Below are 22,185 nucleotides of genomic sequence, written 5' to 3'. Positions count from 1 at the left end.
CCGACACGCGTATAATTCGGCCTGCGCCTCGGTCACGAAACAACTTGATGTCGGGCCGGGTCCGCCTGAAAAGAGCGGCTCGAGCCCGTGCTCCGGCGGGTCTGATCTGCATCGAGCGGAGGTATCCGGTTGAGATGACCCTGTGGATCGCGGCCTTCCTCGCCCTTGCCGCCGGTGGATTGATCAAGGGCGCCACCGGTGCCGGGGCGCCGATCGTCGCGGTGCCGGTGATCACGCTTCTGACCGGGGACGTGTCGCTGGCGGTGTCGCTTCTCGTGTTCCCGAACCTTATCGCGAACGCCTGGCAGGGCTGGGCCTATCGACGCGAGGCCGTGAGCCCGGCTTTCACGCTGACCTTCGCGGCGGCGGGGCTGATCGGCGCGGGGGTGGGCACGGTGCTTCTGGCGAAGCTCGAGACGCACTACCTGATCCTGCTCACGGCCCTCGCGGTCTATGCCTATGTGGGGTTCCGCCTCGCCCGGCCAGATTGGGTCATGCCTGCGCGCGTCGGTCGGTTGTCGGTTCTTCCCGCAGGGCTGGCCGGCGGGGTGCTGCAGGGGGTCATCGGTGTCTCGGCACCTGTGTCGATCGCGTTCCTCAACGCGCTGAACCTGTCGCGGCCCGCCTTCCTTGGGACGATCTCGATCTTCTTCTTCGCCATGAGCCTGTCGCAGATCCCCGTGCAGGCTGTCTACGGCATCCTGACATGGCCGCGCGCGGCGATCAGCGTGCTCGCGGTGGTGCCGATCCTGGGGGCGATGCCGCTCGGGACGTGGCTGGCGCAGCGGATTTCGCGCGAGACGTTCGAGCGGGTGATCCTGTTGCTGCTGGTGGCCACCGCCACGCGGCTTGCCTGGGTGTTCTGTTCGGCAGCGGGGGGCTAGTTTCGTCCGCATGACCACACAAACAGAACGCGCGCTCCTGATCTTGCGCGAACGCATCCTGAAGGGGGCGTATCGCGGGGGCGAGAAGCTGCTTACCGTGAACCTTGCCGAGGCGCTGGAGATCTCGCGCACCCCCGTCCGCGCGGCCCTGTCGCAACTGGCCGAGGAGGGGCTTCTCGACCGGACGGCCGGGGGTAGTTTCGAGGTGCGCGCGTTCTCCTATGCCGATGTGCGGGACACGCTGATCCTGCGCGGTACCCTCGAAGGGCTGGCGACCCGGCTCGCCGCCACGCGCGGCGCGGTGCCCGAGGCGCTGGAAGAGGCGGAGCGGATAGTGGCCGAACTGGACGACTGCTTCGACACCGTCGGCGACGGGGTGGACAACGAGGGCTACAGCCGCCTGAACCTGGCCTTCCACGCCACCCTGCCGCGCATGGCCGACAGCGCCGTCCTTGCCCGCGAGCTCGAGCGGATGATGCGGCTGCCCTTCGCCTCGCCCTCGGCGTTCCTGCCGATGAAGCGCAGCAAGACATGGGTGAACCGCACCTTCTTCGTCAACCAGCACCAGCACCGCGCCATCCTGCAGGCGATTCGCGAACGCGACAGTGCCCGCGCAGAGACGCTGGCGCGTGAGCATGCGCGGACCGCGATGGAGAACCTGGAGCAGATCTGGGCGGCCGCCGAAGGGCGCGATCGCAGCGAGCTGGCGCTGATAACGGGCGATTACGGCGAGCCGGACTGATGTATACATGTACGGCGACCCGTGAGACGCGCCGCATGCACGGATTTTCAGCGACACAAGCCTCCTGAGCGGAAAATCCCGGTCTGCCCTACACGGCTCTTGCATAATTATCGAAATGCGTCACCGTGGAATGCATACATTATGCTCCTGGGAGGACATCATATGGCCGTGTCGAGCCTGTCTGAAAAGCTCAAGCAGCACTCCAGCCCCGTCGAGATGCTGCGCAACTCGCGCAGCGGGATCTACGTATATCCCGTCGTGGCGCCGGAATTCTCGAACTGGCGGGACGAGCAGCGCGCCTGGCGCGAAACCGCCGTCCTGTTCGACCAGAGCCACCACATGGACGAGCTGATCGTGGAAGGCCCGGACGCCGAGGCGTTCCTGGCCCATGTGGGCATCAACGCCTTCCACAACTTCGGGCTCGACCGCGCCAAGCACTTCGTGCCCGTGACGCCGGCCGGCCACGTGATCGGCGACATGATCATCTTCCGCGAGCGCGAGGACAAGTTCATCCTCGTCGGTCGTTCGCCCACCGCCACCTGGACCCAGTTCCAGGCCGCGATCGGCAAGTGGAACGTCCGCCTGCGCTACGATCCGCGCTCTCCGTCGCGCCCCGAAGGCGAGCGGGTGCTGCGCGAGCATTACCGCTTCCAGATCCAGGGCCCCGAGGCCAACAAGATCTTCGAGAAGCTGAACAGCGGCCCGATCCCCGAGTTGAAGTTCTTCCACGTGGGCGAGATCACCATCGGCTCGCGGAACGTCTCGGCGCTGCGGCACGGCATGTCCGGCGCGCCGGGCCTCGAGATCTGGGGGCCGTACGAGGATCATCGTTACATCCTGTCGAACATCCTGCAGGCGGCCGAGGATGTGGGCGTCGACATCCGCCGCTGCGGCAGCCGGGCCTATTCGACAAATACGTGTGAGTCGGGCTGGATCCCCTCGCCGCTGCCCGCGATCTACACCGGTGACGGCATGGTCGCCGAATATCGCGACTACATGGGCGCGGACTCGCTCGAGGCGGCCGGATCGCTGGGCGGCAGCTTCGTCAGCGACGATATCTCGGACTACTACGTCAACCCGTTCGAGCTGGGCTACGACTTCTACATCGGCTGGAAGAAGGACGACTTCATCGGCAAGGACGCCCTTCTGAAGATGAAGGAGCAGCCCCAGCGGAAGAAGGTCACGTTCGAGTGGAACCCCGACGACGTGATCGACGTGATCCGCACCGGCTTCGAGGAAGGCACCCCGGCGAAGTGGATCGACTTCCCGCAGCCGAACTACAACTCCGCCTCGGCCGACAAGATCATGCAGGGCGACAAGATGGTCGGCATGTCGATGTTCAACGGCTACAGCTTCAACGAGCGGCGCGTCCTCTCGCTGGGCGTCGTCAATCCTGACGTAAACGAGGGCGACGTGCTGACGATGATCTGGGGCGAGCCCGACGACACCCAGAAAACCTCGGCCGAGAAGCACAAGCAGGCCGAGATTCGGGTCCGCGTCTCGCCGGTGCCGTATTCCAGCATGGCCCGCGAAAGCTACGCCTCGGACAGCTGGCGCACCAAGAAGTGAGCCGAAGGCCGGGGTGGACGACGCCTGCTCCGGCCACTCCCCCTTTTGCAAGGCGAGCAGATGACATCCCGGATCCTGACCCTGTCCTGCCCGAACACCGCTGGCATCGTAGCCGAGGTGGCCGCGCGGGTGGCGGACAATGGCGGCAACATCACCGAAGCCGCGCAGTTCGACGACCAGTTCTCGGGCACGTTCTTCATGCGCCTGCGCTTCGACATCGCCGAAGAGGGCCTCGGCGCGTTCACCACGGCCTTCGCCGAGACCGCGGGGCGCTTCGGGATGGAGTGGCGCCTGAAAGATGCGGCGCGTCCGACGCGGATGCTCCTTATGGTGTCGAAATTCGACCATTGTCTGGGAGATCTCCTGTATCGTGTGAAGCTGGGTGAGATGAACGCCGACGTGGTCGGAATCATCGGCAACCACCCGGAAGAGGTGCTGCACACCTCGCTGCACAAGGGGTTCGACTATCACCACCTGCCGGTCACGAAGGACACGAAGGCTCAACAGGAGGCCGAGGTGCGTCGGATCGTCGAAGAGACGGATGCCGAACTGGTCGTGCTGGCCCGCTACATGCAGGTGCTGTCGGACGAGATGTGCCAGTTTCTCGCCGGGCGCTGCATCAACATCCATCATTCGTTCCTGCCCGGTTTCAAGGGTGCCAGGCCCTACGACCGCGCCCACGAGCGCGGGGTGAAGATGATCGGGGCGACGTCGCACTACGTGACAGCTGATCTCGACGAGGGGCCGATCATCTATCAGGACGTCGAGGCGGTCAGCCATGCCGACACGCCCGCGGACCTGATAGGCAAGGGTCGCGACATCGAACGGCGCGTGCTGGCGCGGGCGGTGCATCTGCATCTCGACCAGCGGGTCCTGGTGAACGGCCGCAAGACGGTGGTGTTCGGAAAATGAAGCGGCGGAGAGCCCGACCGCTGTCGACAGGGGAGGAGACGTCGCCATGCTGAGACTGATCAAGGGCTTCGCGAAGTCCAGCCTACGCGACTCGAGCGCGCCCGACACGGGCGATCTCGAGCCGGTGCTGCACAACTTCTCGATCGAGGTGATGCCGCGCACCGCCCAGAAGGTCGAGAATTTCGCCGCGATCCTGCCACAGGGGACGCGCGTCTACATCGCCCACCTGCCGGATGTCGATTTCGACGACATGGTGGCGACCGCGAAGCGTCTGACGGACGAGGGCATGACGCCCATGCCCCACATCACGGCGCGGCTCATCGAAAATCGAGCCGATCTGGAGGCGCGAGTGGCGCGCTATGCCGACGAGGCCGGCGTCAATCAGGCCCTGCTGCTGGCCGGCGGTCTTGCCGAGGCGCGGGGCGACTACCACTCGTCGATGCAACTGGCCGAGAGCGGGATCTTCGATGCGCGCGGGTTCGACCGCCTGCATTTCGCGGGCCATCCCGAGGGCAACCGCGACATCGACAAGGACGGAACGCGCATCGTCGACGAAGCGGCGCGGTGGAAGCATGACTTCGCCGAGCGCACGGATGCCGGGGTGGCGCTCGTCACGCAATTCGCATTCGAGGCGCGCCCGGTGCTCGACTGGATCGCCCGGATGCGTGCCGCGGGCGTCGAGTTGCCAGTGCATGTGGGGATCGCGGGGCCGGCCAAGCTCCAGACGCTGATCCGGTTCGCAGTGGAATGCGGCGTCGGCCCCTCGATCGGGGTGTTGAAGAAGCGGGCGGCCGATGTGACCAAGCTGGTCAAGCCGTACGAGCCGGACGAGGTCATGCAGGCCTTCGCCCGGGCGCATTCGGCCGAGGGACAGTTGGTTGAGCAGTTCCACTTCTTCCCTTTAGGCGGTATCGAGACATGCGCACGCTGGATCGACAGCCACACCAATCAGAAGAGCCGTACATGACTGAGACCACTTCGAAGATGCCTCCCTTCCGCGCCGACCACGTGGGCAGCCTTCTTCGCCCCGAAGCGATCGCCAAGGCCCGCGCCGCCGGCGTCTCGGCCGAGAAGCTGCGCGAAGTCGAGGATGCCGAGATTCCGCGTCTCATCCAGCGCCAGGAAGAGATCGGCCTGCCCGTCGTCACCGATGGCGAGGCGCGCCGCGCCTTCTGGCACTACGATTTCATGGGGTGCTCGACGGGATCGAATTCGAGGAGAAGACGGGTTCGGGCCTCGGCTTCAAGGGCGCCGACATCAGCGTGTTTCCAGTCAACTCGGGGCCGCTCGCGTTCCCCAAGGACCACCCGATGCTGGAGCATTACCGCTTCGTGGCCGAGCGCACGAAGGTCTGTCCCAAGATCTCGATCCCCGGCCCCTCGGCGATCCATTTCCGGGTGACTCCCGACACCATCCGGCACGAGCCCTACAAGGATCACGAGGCGTTCTTTTCCGCCATCGCCGACACCTACAAGGACGCGGTCGCGGCCTATTACGAGGCCGGCTGCCGCTACCTGCAGCTCGACGACATCTTCTTCGCCTATCTGTGCGATGAGACGCAGCGCGAAAACCGCCGGGCGATGGGGCAGGACCCGGACTGGCTGATCGAGCGCTACGGCTGGATGCTGAACGAGGCGATCAAGGATCGGCCCAGCGACATGACCATAGGGATGCACATGTGCCGCGGCAACTTCCGCTCGAGCCATGTCGCCTCGGGCGGCTACGAGGCGGCGGCCGAGGCGATCTTCGGTGCCGACGTAGACGTCTATTTCATGGAGTACGACACTGACCGGGCAGGGGGCCTCGAGCCGCTGCGCCTGTTGCCCAAGGGCGACAAGCGCATCATGGCCGGCTTCATCACCACCAAGACGCCCGAGCTCGAGGACATGGACTGGCTGAAGCGCAAGTTCGACGAGGCCTCGGCCTACGTGGATCTCGACCAGCTGGGGATCGCCCCGCAATGCGGGTTCTCGTCGACCGAGCACGGAAACGCGCTGACCGAGGACGACCAGTGGCGCAAGCTCGAACGTGTCGTGACGCTGGCCCGGGACATCTGGGGCACCGTCTGAGCGAAGGCCACACCAGATCAAAGAGCAACCCGGCCGGTCGACCGGCCGGGACATTCAGGGAGGAAACCAGAATGACGATCCAGACGACCTTGCGCCGCGCCATCGCGGCCGCGACGATCCTGACCGCCGGTGCGGCGAGCGCCGAAACGGTGTCCTACGCCCATTTCGTGCCGCCGCAGCACACGCTGACCGAGGCCAATATCGAACCTCTGCAGGAAGCCGTCGCCGACTCGGGCCTCGAGATCCAGGTCTACCCGGGCGGCGAGCTGGGTGCCGGCCCGACCGAGCAATATGTCCGCGTCATCCAGGGCGTGGCCGATATCGGTTGGGGCCTGCCGGGCTACACCTCGTCGCAGTTCGACAAGACCATGATCTCGGAGTTGCCGGGCGTCGGCGGCGGAGACCGCTCGGGCTACGAAATCCTGTGGGATGCCTGGGATGCCGGGCTGCTTCAGGACGAGTTCCCCCGCGCCAAGCCGCTCGCGCTGTGGCTGTCCGAGCCCAACGTCTTCATCATGAAGGACAAGGACATCCGTACGCCCGCCGATGTCGAAGGGCTGAAGATCCGCGTCTCGGGCTCGGCGGCCGGGCAGTTGGTCGAGGCGCTCGGCGGGACGCCGGTGCAGATGCCCGCCAGCGAGATGTACAACGCCCTGCAGACCGGCCTGATCGACGGCATCATCACGGGCGCCTCGGCGATCAGCGACTTCCGGCTCGACGAGGTGGCCAACAGCTATACCACCGGCCCGAATCTCGGTCACATCTCGTTCTTCGTGGTGATGAACCAGAGCAAGTATGACGGCCTTCCGGAAGAGCAGCGCGCGGCGATCGACAGCATTGCCGGCCGCGAACTCTCGCGCCTGTCGGAGGAGGGCTGGTACGCCAAGGCCGACGAGACGCTGCAGAGCATCAAGGGTGCAGGCGACAACACCGTCATCGAACTCGGCGAAGAAGAATCGGCGGCCTTCAGCGACATCACCGAGCCGGTGACGCAGCGGATCGTCGAAGAGCGCGGCGCCGAAGAGGTCTACAACGTCATGACCGGCCAGCAAGGCTGATGCTCGCGAAGATCGACAAGCTGTCCTACGTCCTCGCGCGCGTGGCGGCCATTGCCGGCACCCTGGGCCTCGTCGGGCTGACCCTGGTGATCTGCTACGACGTGGTCGGGCGCTACCTGGGTCATCCGCTCTACGGGGCGCAGGACCTGACATCGATGGCGCTGGTCATCGTGATCTTCGGCGGCATGTCGATCTGCGACAGAATGGACGGACACATCGTCGTGGACGTCTTCGAGCGCGTGTTCCCCACCTGGCTCAAGCGGGTGGGGGACATCGTCGCGGCGCTTCTGGGGGCGGTCATCTTCGCCCTCATCGCCTATACCGCATGGGACTCGGCGTCCCTGTCGCGGCTTCTGAACCTGGCCACGAACATCATCGAGATGCCCAAGGCGTGGTTCCAGTACTTCGTGGTGGTTGCTTCGATCATCACCGCGCTGGGCATGGCCCTGCGCGCCGTGTTCCTGATCCTTGGCGGCAAACCCCTGCAGGAAAGACACGAAGCATGAGCGGTCTCGCCGTCGGCACCATCGGCATGGTCGTGCTGCTGGTGCTTCTCGCGCTGCGCATCCCGGTGGCGTTGGCCATGTTCACCGTCGGTCTGACAGGGCAGGCGATCCTGAATTCTCCTTCCGCCGCGATCGCCAACCTTGCCTCGGATACCTTCACGCTGGCCTCGTCGGCCGAGCTGGTGGTCGTGCCCCTGTTCATCTTCATGGGCAACATCGCCACCGAGACGGGCATGAGCCGGCGGCTCTACGACGCCGCCTATGCGCTGATCGGGCGGCTGCGGGGCGGGCTTGCCGCCGCGACCGTGATCGGCTGCGGCGGGTTCGCCGCGCTGTCGGGATCGTCGGTGGCCGCGGCGCTGACGATGGGCAAGGTCAGCCTCAAGCAGATGGACCGGTTCGGTTACGACAAGGGCCTGTCCACGGGGGCCGTCGCCGCGGGCGGGACGCTGGGCATCCTGATCCCGCCCTCGACCGGCTTCGTGATCTATGCGATTCTCGCGCAGGAAAGCATCGGCCGCCTGTTCCTCGCCGGTGTGCTGCCGGGCCTTCTGCTGCTGGCGATGTTCGTCGGCACCATCATGGTCCTGTGCTACCTCGACCCGACGAAAGGCCCGGAGGGGCCGCGCACCACCGGGCGCGAGAAGCTCCTGGCCATGGCGAACGCCGCGCCGATCATCGGCATCATCCTTTTGACTATCGGCGGGATTTATGGCGGTGTGTTCTCTCCGACCGAGGCGTCGGCGGTGGGGGCGGGGCTGGCGATCCTCTTCGGCCTCATCCGGCGCACGCTGACGCTGAACGCGTTCTGGAAGGCCGCGCGCTCGTCTGTCGTGACCACCGCCGCCGTCATGCTGATCCTGATCTCGGCCTACACGCTGATCCCGTTCCTGGCGCTCAGCCGCATCCCGCAATCGCTCGGCGCGTTTATCGTGGGCCTGGACCTGCCGGTCCTCGGCGTCCTCGCCCTGATGCTGGCGACCTACCTGGTCATGGGCTGCTTCATGGAGGGCTTTGCGATGCTCGTCCTGTCGATGCCGATCTTCTACCCAATCGTCATCGAGCTCGGCATCGACCCGATCTGGTTCGGCGTGCTCGTGGTCCTGACGCTCGAGATGGGGCTGATCTCGCCTCCCGTGGGGATCAACGTCTACATCGTGAAATCGGTCGCGCCGGACACGTCGCTCAACCAGATCTTCCGCGGGATCATGCCTTATCTCCTGGCGATGATCGTGACGCTCCTCGTTCTCTTGGCCTTCCCGGGGATCTCTCTCTGGCTGCCCAACACCATGATCGGGAGCTGACCGCGAGGGCAGTTGTCGCCGCGACTGTGAACCATTCCCGCCTGGCTGCGTCTCTCAAGAGAAGCAACGGAGGCGCTCGGGACGAGAGGCGCGAAGCGGGTCATGAGTGAACGACGAACCAACGAGACGGACGTCGATGTGGTGGTGATCGGTGGCGGTCCCGCGGGATTGACTGCCGCGACCTACCTGGCGCGGTTCCGCCGCCGGTTCATCGTCTTCGACTCGGGAGCGAGCCGGGCGAGCCGCATCCCGGTCTCGCACAACCTGCCCGGGTTCCCCGACGGGATACCGGGCAACACGCTGCTGTCGCGCATGCGCGAGCAGGCCATGCGCTACGGCTCCCGGATCGTGAGCGATACCGTCCACCGGCTGAGGCGCGATCCGGACGGATCCTTCCTGGCCGAGACGTCGGCGGGAACCGTCCGCAGCCGGATGGTCCTGCTCGCGACCGGCTGCGTCGACCGAGAGCCCGACCTCCCCGACATCCCAGAGGCCACCCGGAACGGCTTCCTGCGCTATTGCCCCATTTGCGACGCCTATGAGGTGACGGGACAGAAGGTCGCCATCATCGGCTACGGCGCCTGCTCGCTCAGGGAAGCGCTGCTCTTGCGCGGCTATACCGATGATCTGACGCTGCTGACGCTGGGCCGGCCGATGGAGTTTTCTCCACAGGATCGCAAGGGGCTTCGGGATGCCGGAGTGCGCGTCATCGACGTGCCGGTGCGGCAGTTCGGCCTCGCCGATGGGGCGATCGACTCCTGGCACATGGAAGGCGGCGAGAAGCATAGTTTCGACGCGGTCTATTCGGCGCTCGGCCGGGATGTGCGTTCGGAACTCGCTCGGGCGGTGGGTGCGGAAGGCGACGCCGAGGGCGCCTTGATCGTCGACGACCACCAGAGGACGAACGTGCCGGGGCTTTATGCTGCTGGTGACGCGGTGAAGGGGCTGGCGCAGGTCGCGGTGGCGACCGGGCAGGCTGCCATCGCCGCGACGGATATCAACAACCAGCTATTCCGGGATTCCGTCGCCGAAAACTGGCCGCGGGCCAGTTGATTGCGTCAGCACGACGGCGACTGCCCTCGCGCTGACGAAGGGCGAACTCAGACTTTCGCCGTTTCGCCCGAGTCCTTCAGCGAGATGAATGTCTCGGTGATCAACGGAATGTGTCCCGCAACCCATTCTGCCATGCGCCGCTCTTCGTCCAGGTTGGCTTCCAGCAAGGGCACGGCCTTGCTTTCGCCGGAAACCTGGGCGGCCGTTATAAGGGAGATATAGGCGGCGATCTCGTAATTCTCGAAGGCCAGGTTCGCGAAAGAGTTCTTCAGGACCTCGTCCGCGGCCGCGACATGGCTCAGCGCGGCGGTCGAGCCGACGGTCGAGAGGAAGGCGTCCTTCGTCGTGGAGCTGCTTTCCCCGACGGAATCCAGCACCTCCGAAAGGCGTTCGAGCTGCGTTTCCGTCTCGGAAATATGCGCCTCGAGGCGCTTCGAGAGATCGGGATAGTGCTTCAGGCGGCTCACTTGCGGCTGCATGATCGACAGCGCCTGCTTTTCCATCGCGTGAGCGTTCTTCAATCCCGTGAGGAACACCTCGCGCGCGTAATCGGTATCGGCCATCTATGCCTCCTGTAGTGTCGTGTTGACTACACAAACGACCCGGACTGCGTTTGTTCCTGACCTCCTTGCCCCGGCGGAAAGGTGCCCGCAAACCCCGGAAAGTGGCGACCATCCGCCTGATTTGCCCCGAGGATGGAACCCGAAAGACCCCCCGTTGCACATGGCGGACGGCCTGCACAGATGGCGTCCAACGACCAAAAAAACACGGAGGAACACCTTATGATCAAGTCCAAGCTCATGCGCCGAACCGCTCTCGCAGCAAGCTGCTTCTTCGCGGTGCCTTTTCTCGCCTCAGCGCACGAAGGCGCAACCGTCGAGAGAACGATCGAGGGAACGGCGTCCTGGTATGGTCCGGGGTTTCACGGGCGCAAGACGGCGAATGGCGAGACGTTCGACATGAACGACCTTACCGCCGCCCATCCGACGCTGCCCTTCGACACGCAGGTCCGTGTCACGAACGAGGTCACCGATGAATCCGTGGTGGTACGGATCAACGACCGGGGCCCCTTTGCCAAGGACCGGGTGATCGATCTGTCCAAAGAGGCGGCGAACGATATCGGGCTTACCGCCACCGGCGTCGCCCACGTCAAGATCGAGGTGCTTGCCTGATCGCATCGCGCGCAATCCGCAGGTGCCACGTCTGCGTGGCAGACGTGAAGGCCGGGTGGCGGTCGCCACCCGGCCCGGTTTTTCAGAACTTGAAGTCCAGCGACACGGCGTAGGTCACTTCCGAAGCGCTTCCGGCCTTGATGCTCGCCGAGGCAGAGTTGTGCTGACCGAATTGCACGTCCGCGCCGAGGCCGACTCGGAACTCCTGGTCGGCGAGACCGCCGTTCCCGACGCCGAAGCGTGCCTCTTCGACGGCTAGACCGGCGAGCACTTCGCGCTCGTCGCCCGACAGGCGGATGCTCGTGTCGAGCGAGGCCGAGAGCCCCACTTGCGGCGTTGCCGCATGCCGGACAGCCACCCCGAGGTCGAGATAGGTCCGGTCCGCGTCCTGCCCCTCGACCGAGAGGGCGTCCAGCGCATCGCCCTGTTCGGCGAACCCGTCCACGTCATCGCTCAGCCGAAGCAGTTCGGACGTGGCCGAGAACAGGTTCCGCCCGGCCTGGTGCTGGTAGGCAAGACCCAGCCCCAGAAGCCGGGACGACGCGTCAACGCCGTCGATGCTCGTGCGGCCGCCGAGGGCGATCCGTTCCCCCGACACGTCGTAGCTTGCCATCCCGGCCCGCGCCGTTGCGGTCAGGCCCGGTACGCCGCCGATCGGCAGGGCGAAGCCGATGCCTGCCGCAAGACCGTCGAGTTCCGCGTCCAGGTAGTCGGACGACACCTCTCCGTCGAGTTTCCCGAGCGAGCCCGAGAGAATGCCGATCTCGGTGCCGAACGCCACCGATCCGCCGGCGAAGTTGGCGGACAGGCCATAATCGGCGAAGCGGCGGTCCTGATCGGTTTCGGCCTCGGCGCCGCTGAGGACGAACCGCGCGGAGCCGGCCTCGAGCGCGGCGCCGGGAAGCGCATGGCGCAGGCCGAACGACGCAGCCTCGCCGACCCCGGTGTAGACCTCGGGCGAGGCCATGGCGAGAACCGCCGCGTTGGCCGCAGCCGGGTTGGCCGAGGTCTGTGCCAACGCCAGCGATGGCACGAGGTTGCCCCCGTAGGTCTGGGCGACCCCGTCGGTTCCCGCCACGAGGGCGGCCGCGAGGATGGCGCGGTCGTTATCGGTCCGCGCCGCAGCCTCGAAGAGCTCGTCGATCGTGATCCCGCCGAGGCCGACCAGCGACCCGGTGGACAGGTTCAGGACCGACGTGCCGTCGAACCCGCTGGCGACCTCTCCGAAATGGCCGGACAGGTTCCCGGCGGTGAAATCGAAGAAGCGGACGCTTTCACCGGCAGCGAGGCTTTGACCGGCGGTCGCCAGGATGTCGAGACGCGCGCCGGGCTCGATCGTGAACTCCCCGGTTATGCGCATGACGTCGTGGGAGGTTCCGCTGACGTATTCCAGCTCGGTCGTCGAGCCTTCGGCAAGCACCAGGTCTTCGACGGCGATCTCGCCCGGCGAATTGCCGGGCCGCAGGAACGCGCCGATGCCGATCGTCATCTTGCCCGAGACCCGGCCGTTGCCCCGAACCGAGCTTCCCGCGCCCGAAATCGTGGTGGTTTTCGCCTCCACAGAGATATTCTCGTCCGTGCCCAGTTGCAGCGTGCCGCCCTTGGACACCGACAGTTCGGCGGTTTTCAGACCGCCCGCGACGGACAGCTTGCCTCCGGTGACGTTGACCTTGGGGAAGGTGATCTTCTGCCCCTTGGCGACCAGAATGTCGCTTGTCCCGTCGACCTCGAACGCGTTCGTCTCGGATGACAGGCTGCTGTCGACCAGGAACTGGCCGCCGACGACCCGCAGCGATCCCGTGCCGGTGAGGACGCCCGAGAACTCGCCACCGTCCGAGACATAAAGGTCGTTCGTGCCGAGGGCGAGCGTGCCCGCCCCCACAAGCCGCGTGATCCGCTGGTTCCCGTTCGCGAGCTGCAGCGTACCGTTCGAGCGGATATCGACGCCGACAGTCTGCGCGGCGACATAGGGGCTCGCGAAGGTCACGCGCCCCGCGTCGATATACAGGGTGCCGACCGAGAAGCTGCCCTCGGCCCCGTCGAGGCCGAGCGTGCCCGTCCCCGCCTTGGTGAGAACGCCCGCGCCGCCGATCGTGCCGGAATAGGTGCTGGTTCCCGTCTGGACGAGGCGCAGGGACTCCTCGGCGTCGATCGTGATTGCACCCGTGGCTCCTCCCGAAAGTCCGGCCGTCGTCAGGGTGACGCGGTCCTCGAAAGTCAGGGAGCCATCATTGACCACCTTGCCCGCCGCGGTGAGGTTCGCCACCAGTTCGACCTTGCCCGAGTTCCGCAGCTCGCCCACGCTTTCGTCCGTGAGCAGCACGAACCGGCCGTTCTTGTCCACGACCAGCGTGCCGACATCCGACAGGTTGCCGTCGTCGAGCACGAGGGTGCCGTTCGTCACCCGCGTGCCGCCGGAATGCAGCATCTCGCCGGTCAGGGTCAGCTGGCCCGTCCCCTCCTTGATGATGCGGCCACCCCCGGCACTGCTGCCCGCGAAGCTGGAGGCGCCGCTCAGGTCGAGCGCCAGGATGCCTGCCTCGGACAGCTCTAATGAGCCTTCGCCCGACAGCCCGGCCGCGATGATCCGCCTTGCGTCGGCGACGCCGATCTTGCCCTCGTTCTGCATCGAGGCGCCATGGTTCATGGTGACGTCGCCGGCGAGAAGCAGCAGCCCCGCGTTCTCGAACGCGTCGGCCGTGACGGCATCCACCCTCATCTCGCCGCCCGTCAGGTTGTGGATCGAGCCCGCGAACAGATGTCCGCCGAACGCCGAGATGCCTTCGTTCGTCACCGTGTCTACGGTCAGCGCGTCCGCCGAGGTGACCTTGCCCTTCGCCGCGACCGATAGGCTGTCGAACGCCTGTGCCGACGCGAAGGACATGCCGCCTTCCTCGACCAGGATGCCGTCGGCGGTGAAGCTGCCCGCCGCGCCGTCGTGGCTCAGCGTGCCCGACCCGGCCTTGGTGAGGATGCCGTCGCCGGTGAAGTTTCCCGAATATATGGTGTTCTTCGACTGGACCAGGCGCAGTGGTGTGCCCGCGTCGATGCGAACCTCGCCCGTGTCGCCGCCCGACAGGCCAGCCGTCGTCAGGGTGACGGGCTCGCGGAAGGTCAGGACGCCGTCATTGACCATCTTGCCGGTCGTCGTCAGGTCGGCATGGAGCTCGATCATGCCGGCCGAGAGCAGGTCGCCCACGGTTTCCGGCGTGAGCAGGATGAACTGGCCGTCCTTCTCGACGGCAAGCGTCGCAATGTCCGACAGGGTGCCGCCGTCGAGGACGAGCGTGCCGTTCATGACGCGCGTCGCACCGGTATGTCCCATGTCGCCGGTCAGGGTCAGCGTGCCGGTCCCGGCCTTTGCGATCTCGCCGGCGCCGCTGCTGCTGCCCTCGTAGGTCGAGACGCCGCTCAACTCGAGCGTCAGCGCGCCCTCGTCGGCCACGCTCAGGGTCCCTTTGCCAGCCAGGCCGTCCGCTACGATGTGTCGGATGTCGGCAACGGCAATCGTGCCATCGTTTGTGAGCGGCGCACCGTGTCCCACGGTCACGTCCCCGGCCAGAAGCAGAAGCCCCTCGTTGACGAAGCTGTCGGACGTGACCTGCTTGACCCGCAATTCCCCGTCCGCGAGGTTGTGGATCGCGCCGGCCGAGAGGATGCCGAAGAACGTCGAGAGGCCCTGGTTCGTCAGCTGGTTCACCGTCATGGCATCGGCCGCGACGATCTCTCCCCGTGCCGCGACCGACAGGGCCGCGAAGATCTCGGCAGCCGAGAACGCCAGGCCGCCGCCGTCCACCGTCGCGATGCCGTTCGAGGCCATCAGCCGGCCCACCACGTCGCCTTCGCGCGTGGTCAGTTTTCCGGCATTGACCGTCAGCCCGGTCAGGGCGTTCGTGCCCGTCATCACGAGTTCGCCGGTATAGCCCGCGGCACCGACCTCGAGCGCGCCGCCCGTCATGTTGCCGGTCACGACGGCGCGGTCGGTGTCGACCGCTTCGTTGTCGTGGACAGCGACGTTCATCTTGCCGCCGTTCAGGACGATCTTGTTGACCAGCCGCACCGTGCCGGTCGCGTCACGCGCGCCGAAGACGAGGACGGAGTCGCCCCCCACGAAGCCGCCTTGCCCCAGCGAAAGCGTCTGGCCCGAGGCGCCGCCGAGATAGCCGAAATTCAGGGTCAGCCCTTCTTCGCTGGCCGCGAATCCGCCGCTTCCGCTCCAGGATGCCTGCGTCGACAGCGTGCCGACCCGCCGCACGAACTGACCGTCGGTCAGCAGGACGCCGGCGTTGCTTTCGGCCAGGTCGGACAGTGCGCCGCCCCCGTCGAACTGCAGATGGCTGCGCGAGTGGATGCCAATGCCATCCTTGGCGGCAAGCGCCGCGCCCTCGATGTTGGTGGTTCCGGTATAGGTGTTCTCGCCCAGAAGCTCGACCGTGCCGCCGCCCCCGATCCTGAGAGACGCGCCGTCGCCCGATGCGTTGGACATGGACGAGATGCTCGCCGTGCTGTCGTCCGCGATCGTGCCCTCGATGCGGATCCTGTTGCCGGCGCCGGGGGCCAGCAGGACGTCCGAACCGCGCATCATGAAGATGTCGGAACCCGCCGCGTTGCCGGCCTGACCGGCGTTGCTGCTCGAACCCGCGAGGGCCGCGTTGTTGGCGAAGGTGCTGTTGCCGCTGACGACGAGACTGCCGCCCGAGCGCACGAAGATCGCGCCGCCATAGCCCGAGCCGCCGCCACCGCCGAAGCCCGCGCCGTCCGAGCCGACCCCGCCGCCGAAGCCCGCAGCACCACCGGCCCCGGAACTACCGTCGATCCCGTTGCCCGTCGAACCGGCCGACCCGCCGGTGCCGCCCGAGCCGCCGCCGGCGCCGAAACCGCCGCGGCCGCCATTGCCGCCGTTGCCGCCGGTTCCGCCGTCGGTGATTGAATTGCCGCCGTCGCCACCGTCGCCGCCGTCGCCGCCGGCCCCGCCGCCGAAGAACTCGCTGCCGGCACCGCCCGCACCACCGGTGCCGCCGTCACCGCCGAGACCGACCCGACCTTTCGCCTGGTCGCTTTGCCAGACACCAAGCCGGATGCCGAGGTCGGCGACCTGGATCCAGGTGATGGCCGCATTGGCCGCACTGACGATGCTTTCGCCCACGTCGGTCGGGAAGCTGGTGAGAGCTGCGGCCGCCGAAGCGGTGTCCGCCACGGCCGAGGCCGTCGTCGTGGCGATGTCGAAGATCAGCTCCTTGTTGACCGGGGCGCCGTTGCTGCCGTCGCCGCCCGATCCACCGTCGCCGCCGGTTCCCTGCGTCGCTGCGCCACCCGAGCCGCCGTTGCGGCCAGCCTGGCCTTCGCCGCTGAAGATGAAGGCGCTGGCGGAGTTCGCGTTCACGCCGCTGCCGCCGTCCGAGCCTGATCCGCTGGCCGATACGATCCCGCCATTCATCGCGCCGCCGTCCTGCAGGGGCGAAACGAAGCGCACGTCCGAAAGCGCCTCGGTGACCGCGTGGTCGAGAACGGCGATCCCTGTTGCCGAGCTATACGAGACAACCCTGGTGCCCGCGGGAATTCCGGTGCCGGACACCTCCATTCCGGCAGCGATGCCGGTCAGGTGGGCGGGCAGCCGCAGACGGGTCTGCCCGCCGGACGCCGCCTGCGACAAGATCGGCGTCGTCCGGATCGTCTCGGGCACCGCGGTCAGGGCGTTCGACAGCTTGATGCTGTTGCCCTCGATGCTGGTGACGGTCGTGCCGGCCGGAATGCCTGCACCCGTCACGATGGTGCCCACGGAGACGCGGGTCGTGGGGGCGGGCAGGTTGATGATGTTGCTGCCGACCTGGCCGGCCTCGATCAGGCCCTTGAACTCCTGCAGCCCGGCCGGGAGCGGCTGAGAGAACCGGACCGTGCCGTCCTCGTCGATTGCGGTGACGGTCGTGCCGGCCGCGATGCCTTCGCCCGCGAGGGTCATGCCGACCTTGAGCGTGTTGCCGCTCGAAAGGATGCGGATCTCGTCGGCGCCGACGCGCGCGAACTGGGGCGCGGTCAGCGTGCCGACGTTCACGGCGTCGAAGCCGGACGTCGCGGACGTGGTGGGCTTGTCGATGACGATGCTGACGACCTCGCGCCCGTCGGCCCCGCCATAGTTGACGCCGGTGATCCGCGTGTCGTCGTCGATCCCGGTCCCGAAGACGGACGCGCCGATGCGCAGGTTTTCGTTGCTGCCGGTGAGCGTGTCGATCGGAAGGGTCGTGGCGCCGGGAATCACGGCGGTCGTGCTTGCCTTGGTGATGGACTCGGTCCTGATCTCCACGTTCGTCGCGAAGGTCACTTCCGTGCCGTCGACGCTCTCGATGTCGACGGTCCCGTTCACGCCGTCGAGCCCGGCAGAGACGCCGCTTCTGATCGCGGGGTTCTGGTTGGCCAGCGTCACGCCCGCGACGAAGTAGGTGCTTCCGACCCGGGTCAGGATCGGCTGGGGATTGATGGCCTGAACGGCCGAGATGTCTGCGGTCAGGTCCGTCAGGAGAAGGGTCGAGCCCGAAAGATCGACCGGCGGCCTGCTCCCGCCCTGTCCGCCCTTGGTCACGTTGCCGCGAAGGTCGATATTCTGCAGTGTCAGCGATGCGTTGCTGTCGATGAAGAAGACACCGCCTAGGCCCGCGCCTCCGCCCGACCCGGCACCACCTTCGGTGAAGAAGTTGGTGAAGGTCGTTTGCGCGTCGGACGTGCCGAAAGTCGCGATGCCCTGGATCGCGTGGCCGGCGCGACCGCCGCCATCCTCCACGATGCTATGGACAGGCGATGCGATGGTGGCGGGCGCCGCACCGACGAGTGTCCCGACCAGCGCGGTAGTCGAGAGAATGGACCGATAGCTTTTCATGGAGGCTCCAAGGGAATTAACGCACCGACCGTTAACCACCAATTTTTGCCAACTCGTTAACTTTGACGGCCCGCCCGCGATATGAGCGGCGAGTTCGACCTGGAATGAGTGGAGCCGGAGCACGAGCATGTGCACGCGTCGTGCTTCCACACCAGAACGTCGTGCGTCACGGCCGCGCGCGAGGGATGACGGGATCGCGATCTTCGACCTGAAGACCGGGAGCGAGGTCATCCATGCCGAGCGTCAGGAAAATGAGGAGTCGGAGGAGACGGGAGCCGGGACATCCACGACACGGGCAGCCAGCGCGGATACTCTCGGATCGAACCGGGGCCTCGCTGGCGTGGACCGGGGGAAAAAGCCCTGCGCAGCCCGATTACGTCCGGCGGCGCAGGGCGAGGCGGACCTAGGCGGGCCCGCGACAGGTCAGCCCTTGAGGTCGGCCGGCAGGACGGCCTCGGGCAGGTTCTGGAAGCACACGGGCCTCAGGAACCGGCGGATTGACAGGGTGCCGACGCTCGTATGGCCGAAATTGGTCGAGGCGGGGTAGGGGCCGCCGTGGACCATCGCGTCGGCAACCTCGACGCCAGTGGGGAAGCCGTTGACGAGGATCCGGCCTGCCTTGCGCTCGACGATCGGCAGAAGCGAGCGGACGGCTTCGGCGTCGCCGTCATCCATATGGATCGTGATGGTCAGCTGGCCCTTGAGCGTCCGTGCTACCTTCTCCATCTGCGCGGCGTCCTTGCAGCGCACGATCAGGCCGAGGGGCCCGAAGACTTCTTCGTTGATCGCGTGGTTCGACATCCAGGTGTCGGCGTCGGTCTCGAACAGGAAGGGCGTGGCGCTGCGTTCGGCAGGTTCGGTCGTGACCACGGCCGTGACGCCGCTTTCCTTGGCCATCGCCGCCGCGCCGCCCTTGTAGGCCGAGGCAATGCCGTCGGTCAGCATGGTCTGCGGCTCCATCCCCTCGAGCGCCTCCTTGGCGGCGTCACGCAGGGCGTCCGCGCCGGAACCGTCCAGCACCACGGCGACACCGGGATTCGTGCAGAACTGGCCGGCGCCCATGCAGAGCGACCCGGCCCAAGCCTTGCCGATCTCGGCGGCGCGGGCCTCGGTCGCCTCGTCCATCAGGAACATCGGGTTGACCGAGCCGAGCTCGCCGAAGAACGGGATCGGCTCGTCGCGCTGGGCGCACAGATCGTAGAGCGCGCGGCCGCCCTTCAGCGATCCGGTGAAGCCGACCGCCTTGACGAGCGGGTGCTGCACCAGCGTCTGTCCGACGGTCCGGTCTCCGCCCTGGATCAACGAGAAGACGCCCGTGGGCATGCCGGTCCGCTCGGCTGCGGCCTGGATGGCCTCGGCGGCCAGTTCGCCGGTGCCGGGATGGGCGCCGTGGCCCTTCACGACGACGGGGCAGCCGGCGGCCAGCGCCGCGGCGGTGTCGCCGCCGGCGGTCGAGAAGGCGAGCGGGAAGTTCGACGCGCCGAAGACGGCAACGGGTCCGATCGGCCGCTGAATCATGCGCAGGTCGGGCCGGGGCATCGGCTTGCGGTCAGGCATCGCGTCGTCATGGCGCTGGTCAAGGTAGGCGCCGTCACGGATATGCTTGGCGAAGAGGCGCAGCTGGTTCGCGGTCCGCGGTAGCTCGACCGAGCGGATGCGCGGCTCGGGCAGTCCGGTCTCGGACATCGCGGTTTCGGTGATCTCGTCGACTCGCGCTTCCAGCTCTTCGGCGATGGCGTCGAGGAACGCGGCGCGGTCTTCGCGCGAGGTGGCGGCGTATGCGTCGAAGGCGGCCTCGGCGGCCTCGGCGGCGCGGTTCACCAAGTCGGGCGTGCCGACCGAGAAGTCGTGCGCGGTCCCGTGGGCGGGTTCGGAGGAGAAGCTGCGGTCGGACGCGACCCGCTCGCCGGCGATCAGGTGCTTGCCGTGGGGTTGATAGGTCATGTTGTCCTCATAGGGTCAGTCGCGGTGGATAGGATCGGCGGTAAAGGCGCCGCCCTGGTAGACGGAATCCGGTGCATCGGCAGAGGGTCGCTCGTTCGCGGCCTCGACCTTGTCCCGGAAGCGGGCCGAACTGTCCTTCGGCCTCCACCCAAGGTAGCGCGCTGCGGAATTATCCCACCATTGCTCGTCATTATCCGACACGCCCCAGATGATCGGGCAGCCCAGGCGCGGTGCGCGGAAGCAGCACTCGATCAGCGAGACGAAGTCGTCGGGGCTGAACCAGGTGGCGAGCATCCGGTGATTGATGGGCTCGGGGAAGCACGAGCCGATGCGGACCAGCGCGGTCTCCTGCCCGAATTTCGAGTGGTACATCGAGGCCATCGCCTCGCCGAAGCACTTCGAAACGCCGTAGAGCCCGTCGGGCTTCATGGGGTCGTGCGCGCTCAGCCGTCGGTCCTGGGTGTGGAAGCCGACGACGTGGTTCGACGTGGCGAAGACGATGCGCGGATGGCCGTTGGCGCGGGCCGCTTCGTAGAGGTTGTAGACCCCACGAAGATTGGCGTCGCTGATCAGGTCGAAGGAGCGTTCGACCGAGACGCCGCCGAAATGGACGATCCCGTCGCATCCCTGGACCAGGTCATGGACCGCCGCCTCGTCCGCGAGGTTGGCCTGGACGACCTCTTCGCCGTCGCCCTCGGGCTCCATCTCGGTCAGGTCCGTCAGGCGGATGGTATCGGCCATGTGTGCCAGGCGGGTTCGCATCAACCGCCCCAGCCCCCCGGCCGCTCCGGTGATGAGAAGTCGTTTCATGTCAAGCTCCTAGTTCATTAGGCTGGGAAGATACATCGAGAAGAACGGCACGTAGGTGACGAGCAGGAGCGCCACGATGATGGCCGCGTAGAAGGGCAGGATGGTCCGCACCGCCTGGTCGATCCGTATCCCGCCGACCACGCAGCCGACGAAGAGGCAGGCGCCCACCGGCGGGGTGCAGAGGCCGAGCCCCAGGTTCATCATCAGGATCACACCGAACTGCAGCGGGTCCATACCAAGGTCGGTGACGACGGGCAGGAAGATCGGCGTGCAGATCAGGATCAGCGCCGCCATGTCCATGATCATGCCCAGGACCAGCAGCGTCACGTTCAAAAGCAGAAGGATGATGATCGGGTTCTCCGAGATCATCGTCACGGTCGTCGCCAGCAGGTCCGGCACCCGGTAGAGCGCCAGCAGGTAGGCGAAGGACGACGCGGTCGCGACCAGGATCATCACCAGCGCCGTGGTGCGCACCGCAGCAACCACGGCCGCGACGAAGCGCTCCCAATTGAGTTCGCGATAGACCAGCGTGGTCACGAGGATCGCCCAGATCGCCCCGAAGGCACCGGATTCGGTCACGGTCATCACGCCCGACAGCACGCCGCCGACGATGATGATCGCCGTCATCAGGCCCGGGATCGCGACGATGAAGCGGATGCCAAGCTCGCGGAAGCCGGGGAAGGCCTCACCCGGATAGCCGCGGCGCACGGCGATGAACCACGCGACGAAGCCGAGGATCAGGCACATCAGGATGCCCGGCAGGATCCCCGCAATGAAGAGGTTCGACACAGACACGCCCCCCGCCGCGACCGCGTAGAGGATCATGTTGTGCGAGGGCGGGATGACGACGCCGGCGATCGACGAGGTCACGGTGACGTTCACGGCGTAGTCGGCGTCGTAGCCCTTCTCGCGCATCACCGGGATGAGGATCGAGCCGAGCGCCGAGGTGTCGGCAACCGCCGAACCCGAGATGCCGCCGAACAGCATCGACGAGGCGACGTTCACCACGCCTAGACCGCCGCGCATGAAGCCCACGGCCGACGCGGCAAGACGGACGAGGCGGGCCGCGATGCCGCCCTGCATCATCAGCTCGCCCGCGAAGATGAAGAACGGGATGGCCAGCAGCGAAAAGACCGAAATGCCGGACAGGATGCGCTGGAATCCGATGAACAGCGGCAGCCCCTCGAACAGGAAGCCGCCGACGGTCGCGAGGCCGAGCGCGAAGGCCACGGGCATCCCGGCGATCAGGCCGAAGAAGAACAGGCCGAAGAGAAGGGCTAGGCCCATGCGG

General features: G+C 66.6%; 17 protein-coding genes. 11 read left to right on the top strand and 6 right to left on the bottom strand.

Annotated features, from left to right (window positions below):
* Positions 1 to 134: 134 nt before the first annotated feature.
* The 5 genes from PAM7066_RS16275 (at position 135) to PAM7066_RS16255 (ending at position 5,074) form a co-directional block, all read left to right on the top strand.
* Positions 135 to 884 carry a sulfite exporter TauE/SafE family protein gene (locus PAM7066_RS16275; RefSeq protein ID WP_085855276.1) on the top strand — a complete coding sequence of 250 codons (750 nt, stop codon included), beginning with the start codon at positions 135 to 137 and terminating at the stop codon, positions 882 to 884.
* Between the two features lie 10 nt (positions 885 to 894).
* Positions 895 to 1,626 (top strand): GntR family transcriptional regulator, encoded by a 732-nt coding sequence (locus PAM7066_RS16270; protein WP_085855275.1) that lies wholly within the window; start codon positions 895 to 897, stop codon positions 1,624 to 1,626.
* A gap of 162 nt (positions 1,627 to 1,788) precedes the next feature.
* On the top strand, positions 1,789 to 3,195 hold the full coding sequence (gene ligM, locus PAM7066_RS16265; RefSeq protein WP_085855274.1) for a vanillate/3-O-methylgallate O-demethylase: 1,407 nt from the start codon (positions 1,789 to 1,791) through the stop codon (positions 3,193 to 3,195).
* Positions 3,196 to 3,255: 60 nt separating this feature from the next.
* Positions 3,256 to 4,107 carry a formyltetrahydrofolate deformylase gene (gene purU, locus PAM7066_RS16260; protein WP_085855273.1) on the top strand — a complete coding sequence of 284 codons (852 nt, stop codon included), beginning with the start codon at positions 3,256 to 3,258 and terminating at the stop codon, positions 4,105 to 4,107.
* Between the two features lie 46 nt (positions 4,108 to 4,153).
* Positions 4,154 to 5,074 carry a methylenetetrahydrofolate reductase gene (locus PAM7066_RS16255; protein ID WP_245749723.1) on the top strand — a complete coding sequence of 307 codons (921 nt, stop codon included), beginning with the start codon at positions 4,154 to 4,156 and terminating at the stop codon, positions 5,072 to 5,074.
* Here the strand turns inward: PAM7066_RS16255 and PAM7066_RS19400 are convergent.
* Complete coding sequence (locus tag PAM7066_RS19400; protein WP_245749724.1) at positions 5,056 to 5,286, bottom strand: hypothetical protein; 231 nt, start codon at positions 5,284 to 5,286, stop codon at positions 5,056 to 5,058. The genes PAM7066_RS16255 and PAM7066_RS19400 overlap by 19 nt on opposite strands.
* 14 nt (positions 5,287 to 5,300) lie before the next feature.
* On the opposite strand from PAM7066_RS19400, the gene PAM7066_RS16250 reads away from it, so the two are divergent.
* From PAM7066_RS16250 to PAM7066_RS16230, 5 genes are all read left to right on the top strand, one after another.
* Positions 5,301 to 6,176 (top strand): 5-methyltetrahydropteroyltriglutamate--homocysteine S-methyltransferase, encoded by an 876-nt coding sequence (locus tag PAM7066_RS16250; protein WP_245749725.1) that lies wholly within the window; start codon positions 5,301 to 5,303, stop codon positions 6,174 to 6,176.
* A 71-nt stretch (positions 6,177 to 6,247) separates the two neighbouring features.
* On the top strand, positions 6,248 to 7,234 hold the full coding sequence (locus PAM7066_RS16245) for a TRAP transporter substrate-binding protein (RefSeq protein ID WP_085855272.1): 987 nt from the start codon (positions 6,248 to 6,250) through the stop codon (positions 7,232 to 7,234).
* Positions 7,234 to 7,740 (top strand): TRAP transporter small permease, encoded by a 507-nt coding sequence (locus PAM7066_RS16240; protein WP_085855271.1) that lies wholly within the window; start codon positions 7,234 to 7,236, stop codon positions 7,738 to 7,740. Before PAM7066_RS16245 ends, PAM7066_RS16240 begins: the two co-directional genes overlap by 1 nt.
* Positions 7,737 to 9,044: a TRAP transporter large permease gene (locus PAM7066_RS16235; RefSeq protein ID WP_085855270.1), complete on the top strand. Its 1,308-nt coding sequence runs from the start codon at positions 7,737 to 7,739 to the stop codon at positions 9,042 to 9,044. Before PAM7066_RS16240 ends, PAM7066_RS16235 begins: the two co-directional genes overlap by 4 nt.
* A gap of 102 nt (positions 9,045 to 9,146) precedes the next feature.
* The gene (locus tag PAM7066_RS16230; RefSeq protein WP_085855269.1) at positions 9,147 to 10,097 is read left to right on the top strand and encodes an NAD(P)/FAD-dependent oxidoreductase; all 951 of its coding nucleotides are present in this window, start codon (positions 9,147 to 9,149) and stop codon (positions 10,095 to 10,097) included.
* A gap of 47 nt (positions 10,098 to 10,144) precedes the next feature.
* Here PAM7066_RS16230 and PAM7066_RS16225 read toward each other — a convergent pair whose 3' ends face one another.
* Positions 10,145 to 10,660 carry a ferritin-like domain-containing protein gene (locus PAM7066_RS16225; protein WP_085855268.1) on the bottom strand — a complete coding sequence of 172 codons (516 nt, stop codon included), beginning with the start codon at positions 10,658 to 10,660 and terminating at the stop codon, positions 10,145 to 10,147.
* Positions 10,661 to 10,879: 219 nt separating this feature from the next.
* On the opposite strand from PAM7066_RS16225, the gene PAM7066_RS16220 reads away from it, so the two are divergent.
* Complete coding sequence (locus tag PAM7066_RS16220) at positions 10,880 to 11,269, top strand: septal ring lytic transglycosylase RlpA family protein (RefSeq protein ID WP_245749726.1); 390 nt, start codon at positions 10,880 to 10,882, stop codon at positions 11,267 to 11,269.
* An 82-nt stretch (positions 11,270 to 11,351) separates the two neighbouring features.
* Here the strand turns inward: PAM7066_RS16220 and PAM7066_RS16215 are convergent, their stop codons facing one another.
* From PAM7066_RS16215 to PAM7066_RS16200, 4 genes are all read right to left on the bottom strand, one after another.
* Entirely contained in the window at positions 11,352 to 18,140 is a 6,789-nt protein-coding gene (locus PAM7066_RS16215) for an autotransporter-associated beta strand repeat-containing protein (protein WP_139215037.1), read from the bottom strand.
* A 423-nt stretch (positions 18,141 to 18,563) separates the two neighbouring features.
* Positions 18,564 to 20,084: an aldehyde dehydrogenase (NADP(+)) gene (locus tag PAM7066_RS16210; protein WP_085855265.1), complete on the bottom strand. Its 1,521-nt coding sequence runs from the start codon at positions 20,082 to 20,084 to the stop codon at positions 18,564 to 18,566.
* A gap of 15 nt (positions 20,085 to 20,099) precedes the next feature.
* Positions 20,100 to 20,894, bottom strand: a complete 795-nt coding sequence (locus tag PAM7066_RS16205; RefSeq protein ID WP_085855264.1) for an NAD-dependent epimerase/dehydratase family protein — start codon at positions 20,892 to 20,894, stop codon at positions 20,100 to 20,102.
* Between the two features lie 9 nt (positions 20,895 to 20,903).
* Complete coding sequence (locus PAM7066_RS16200) at positions 20,904 to 22,181, bottom strand: TRAP transporter large permease (protein ID WP_085855263.1); 1,278 nt, start codon at positions 22,179 to 22,181, stop codon at positions 20,904 to 20,906.
* Positions 22,182 to 22,185 lie beyond the last annotated feature (4 nt).

The sequence above is a fragment of the Palleronia marisminoris genome (assembly GCF_900172315.1).
GTDB classification, from domain to species: domain Bacteria; phylum Pseudomonadota; class Alphaproteobacteria; order Rhodobacterales; family Rhodobacteraceae; genus Palleronia; species Palleronia marisminoris.
This window is presented reverse-complemented; position numbering and strand designations above follow the sequence as displayed.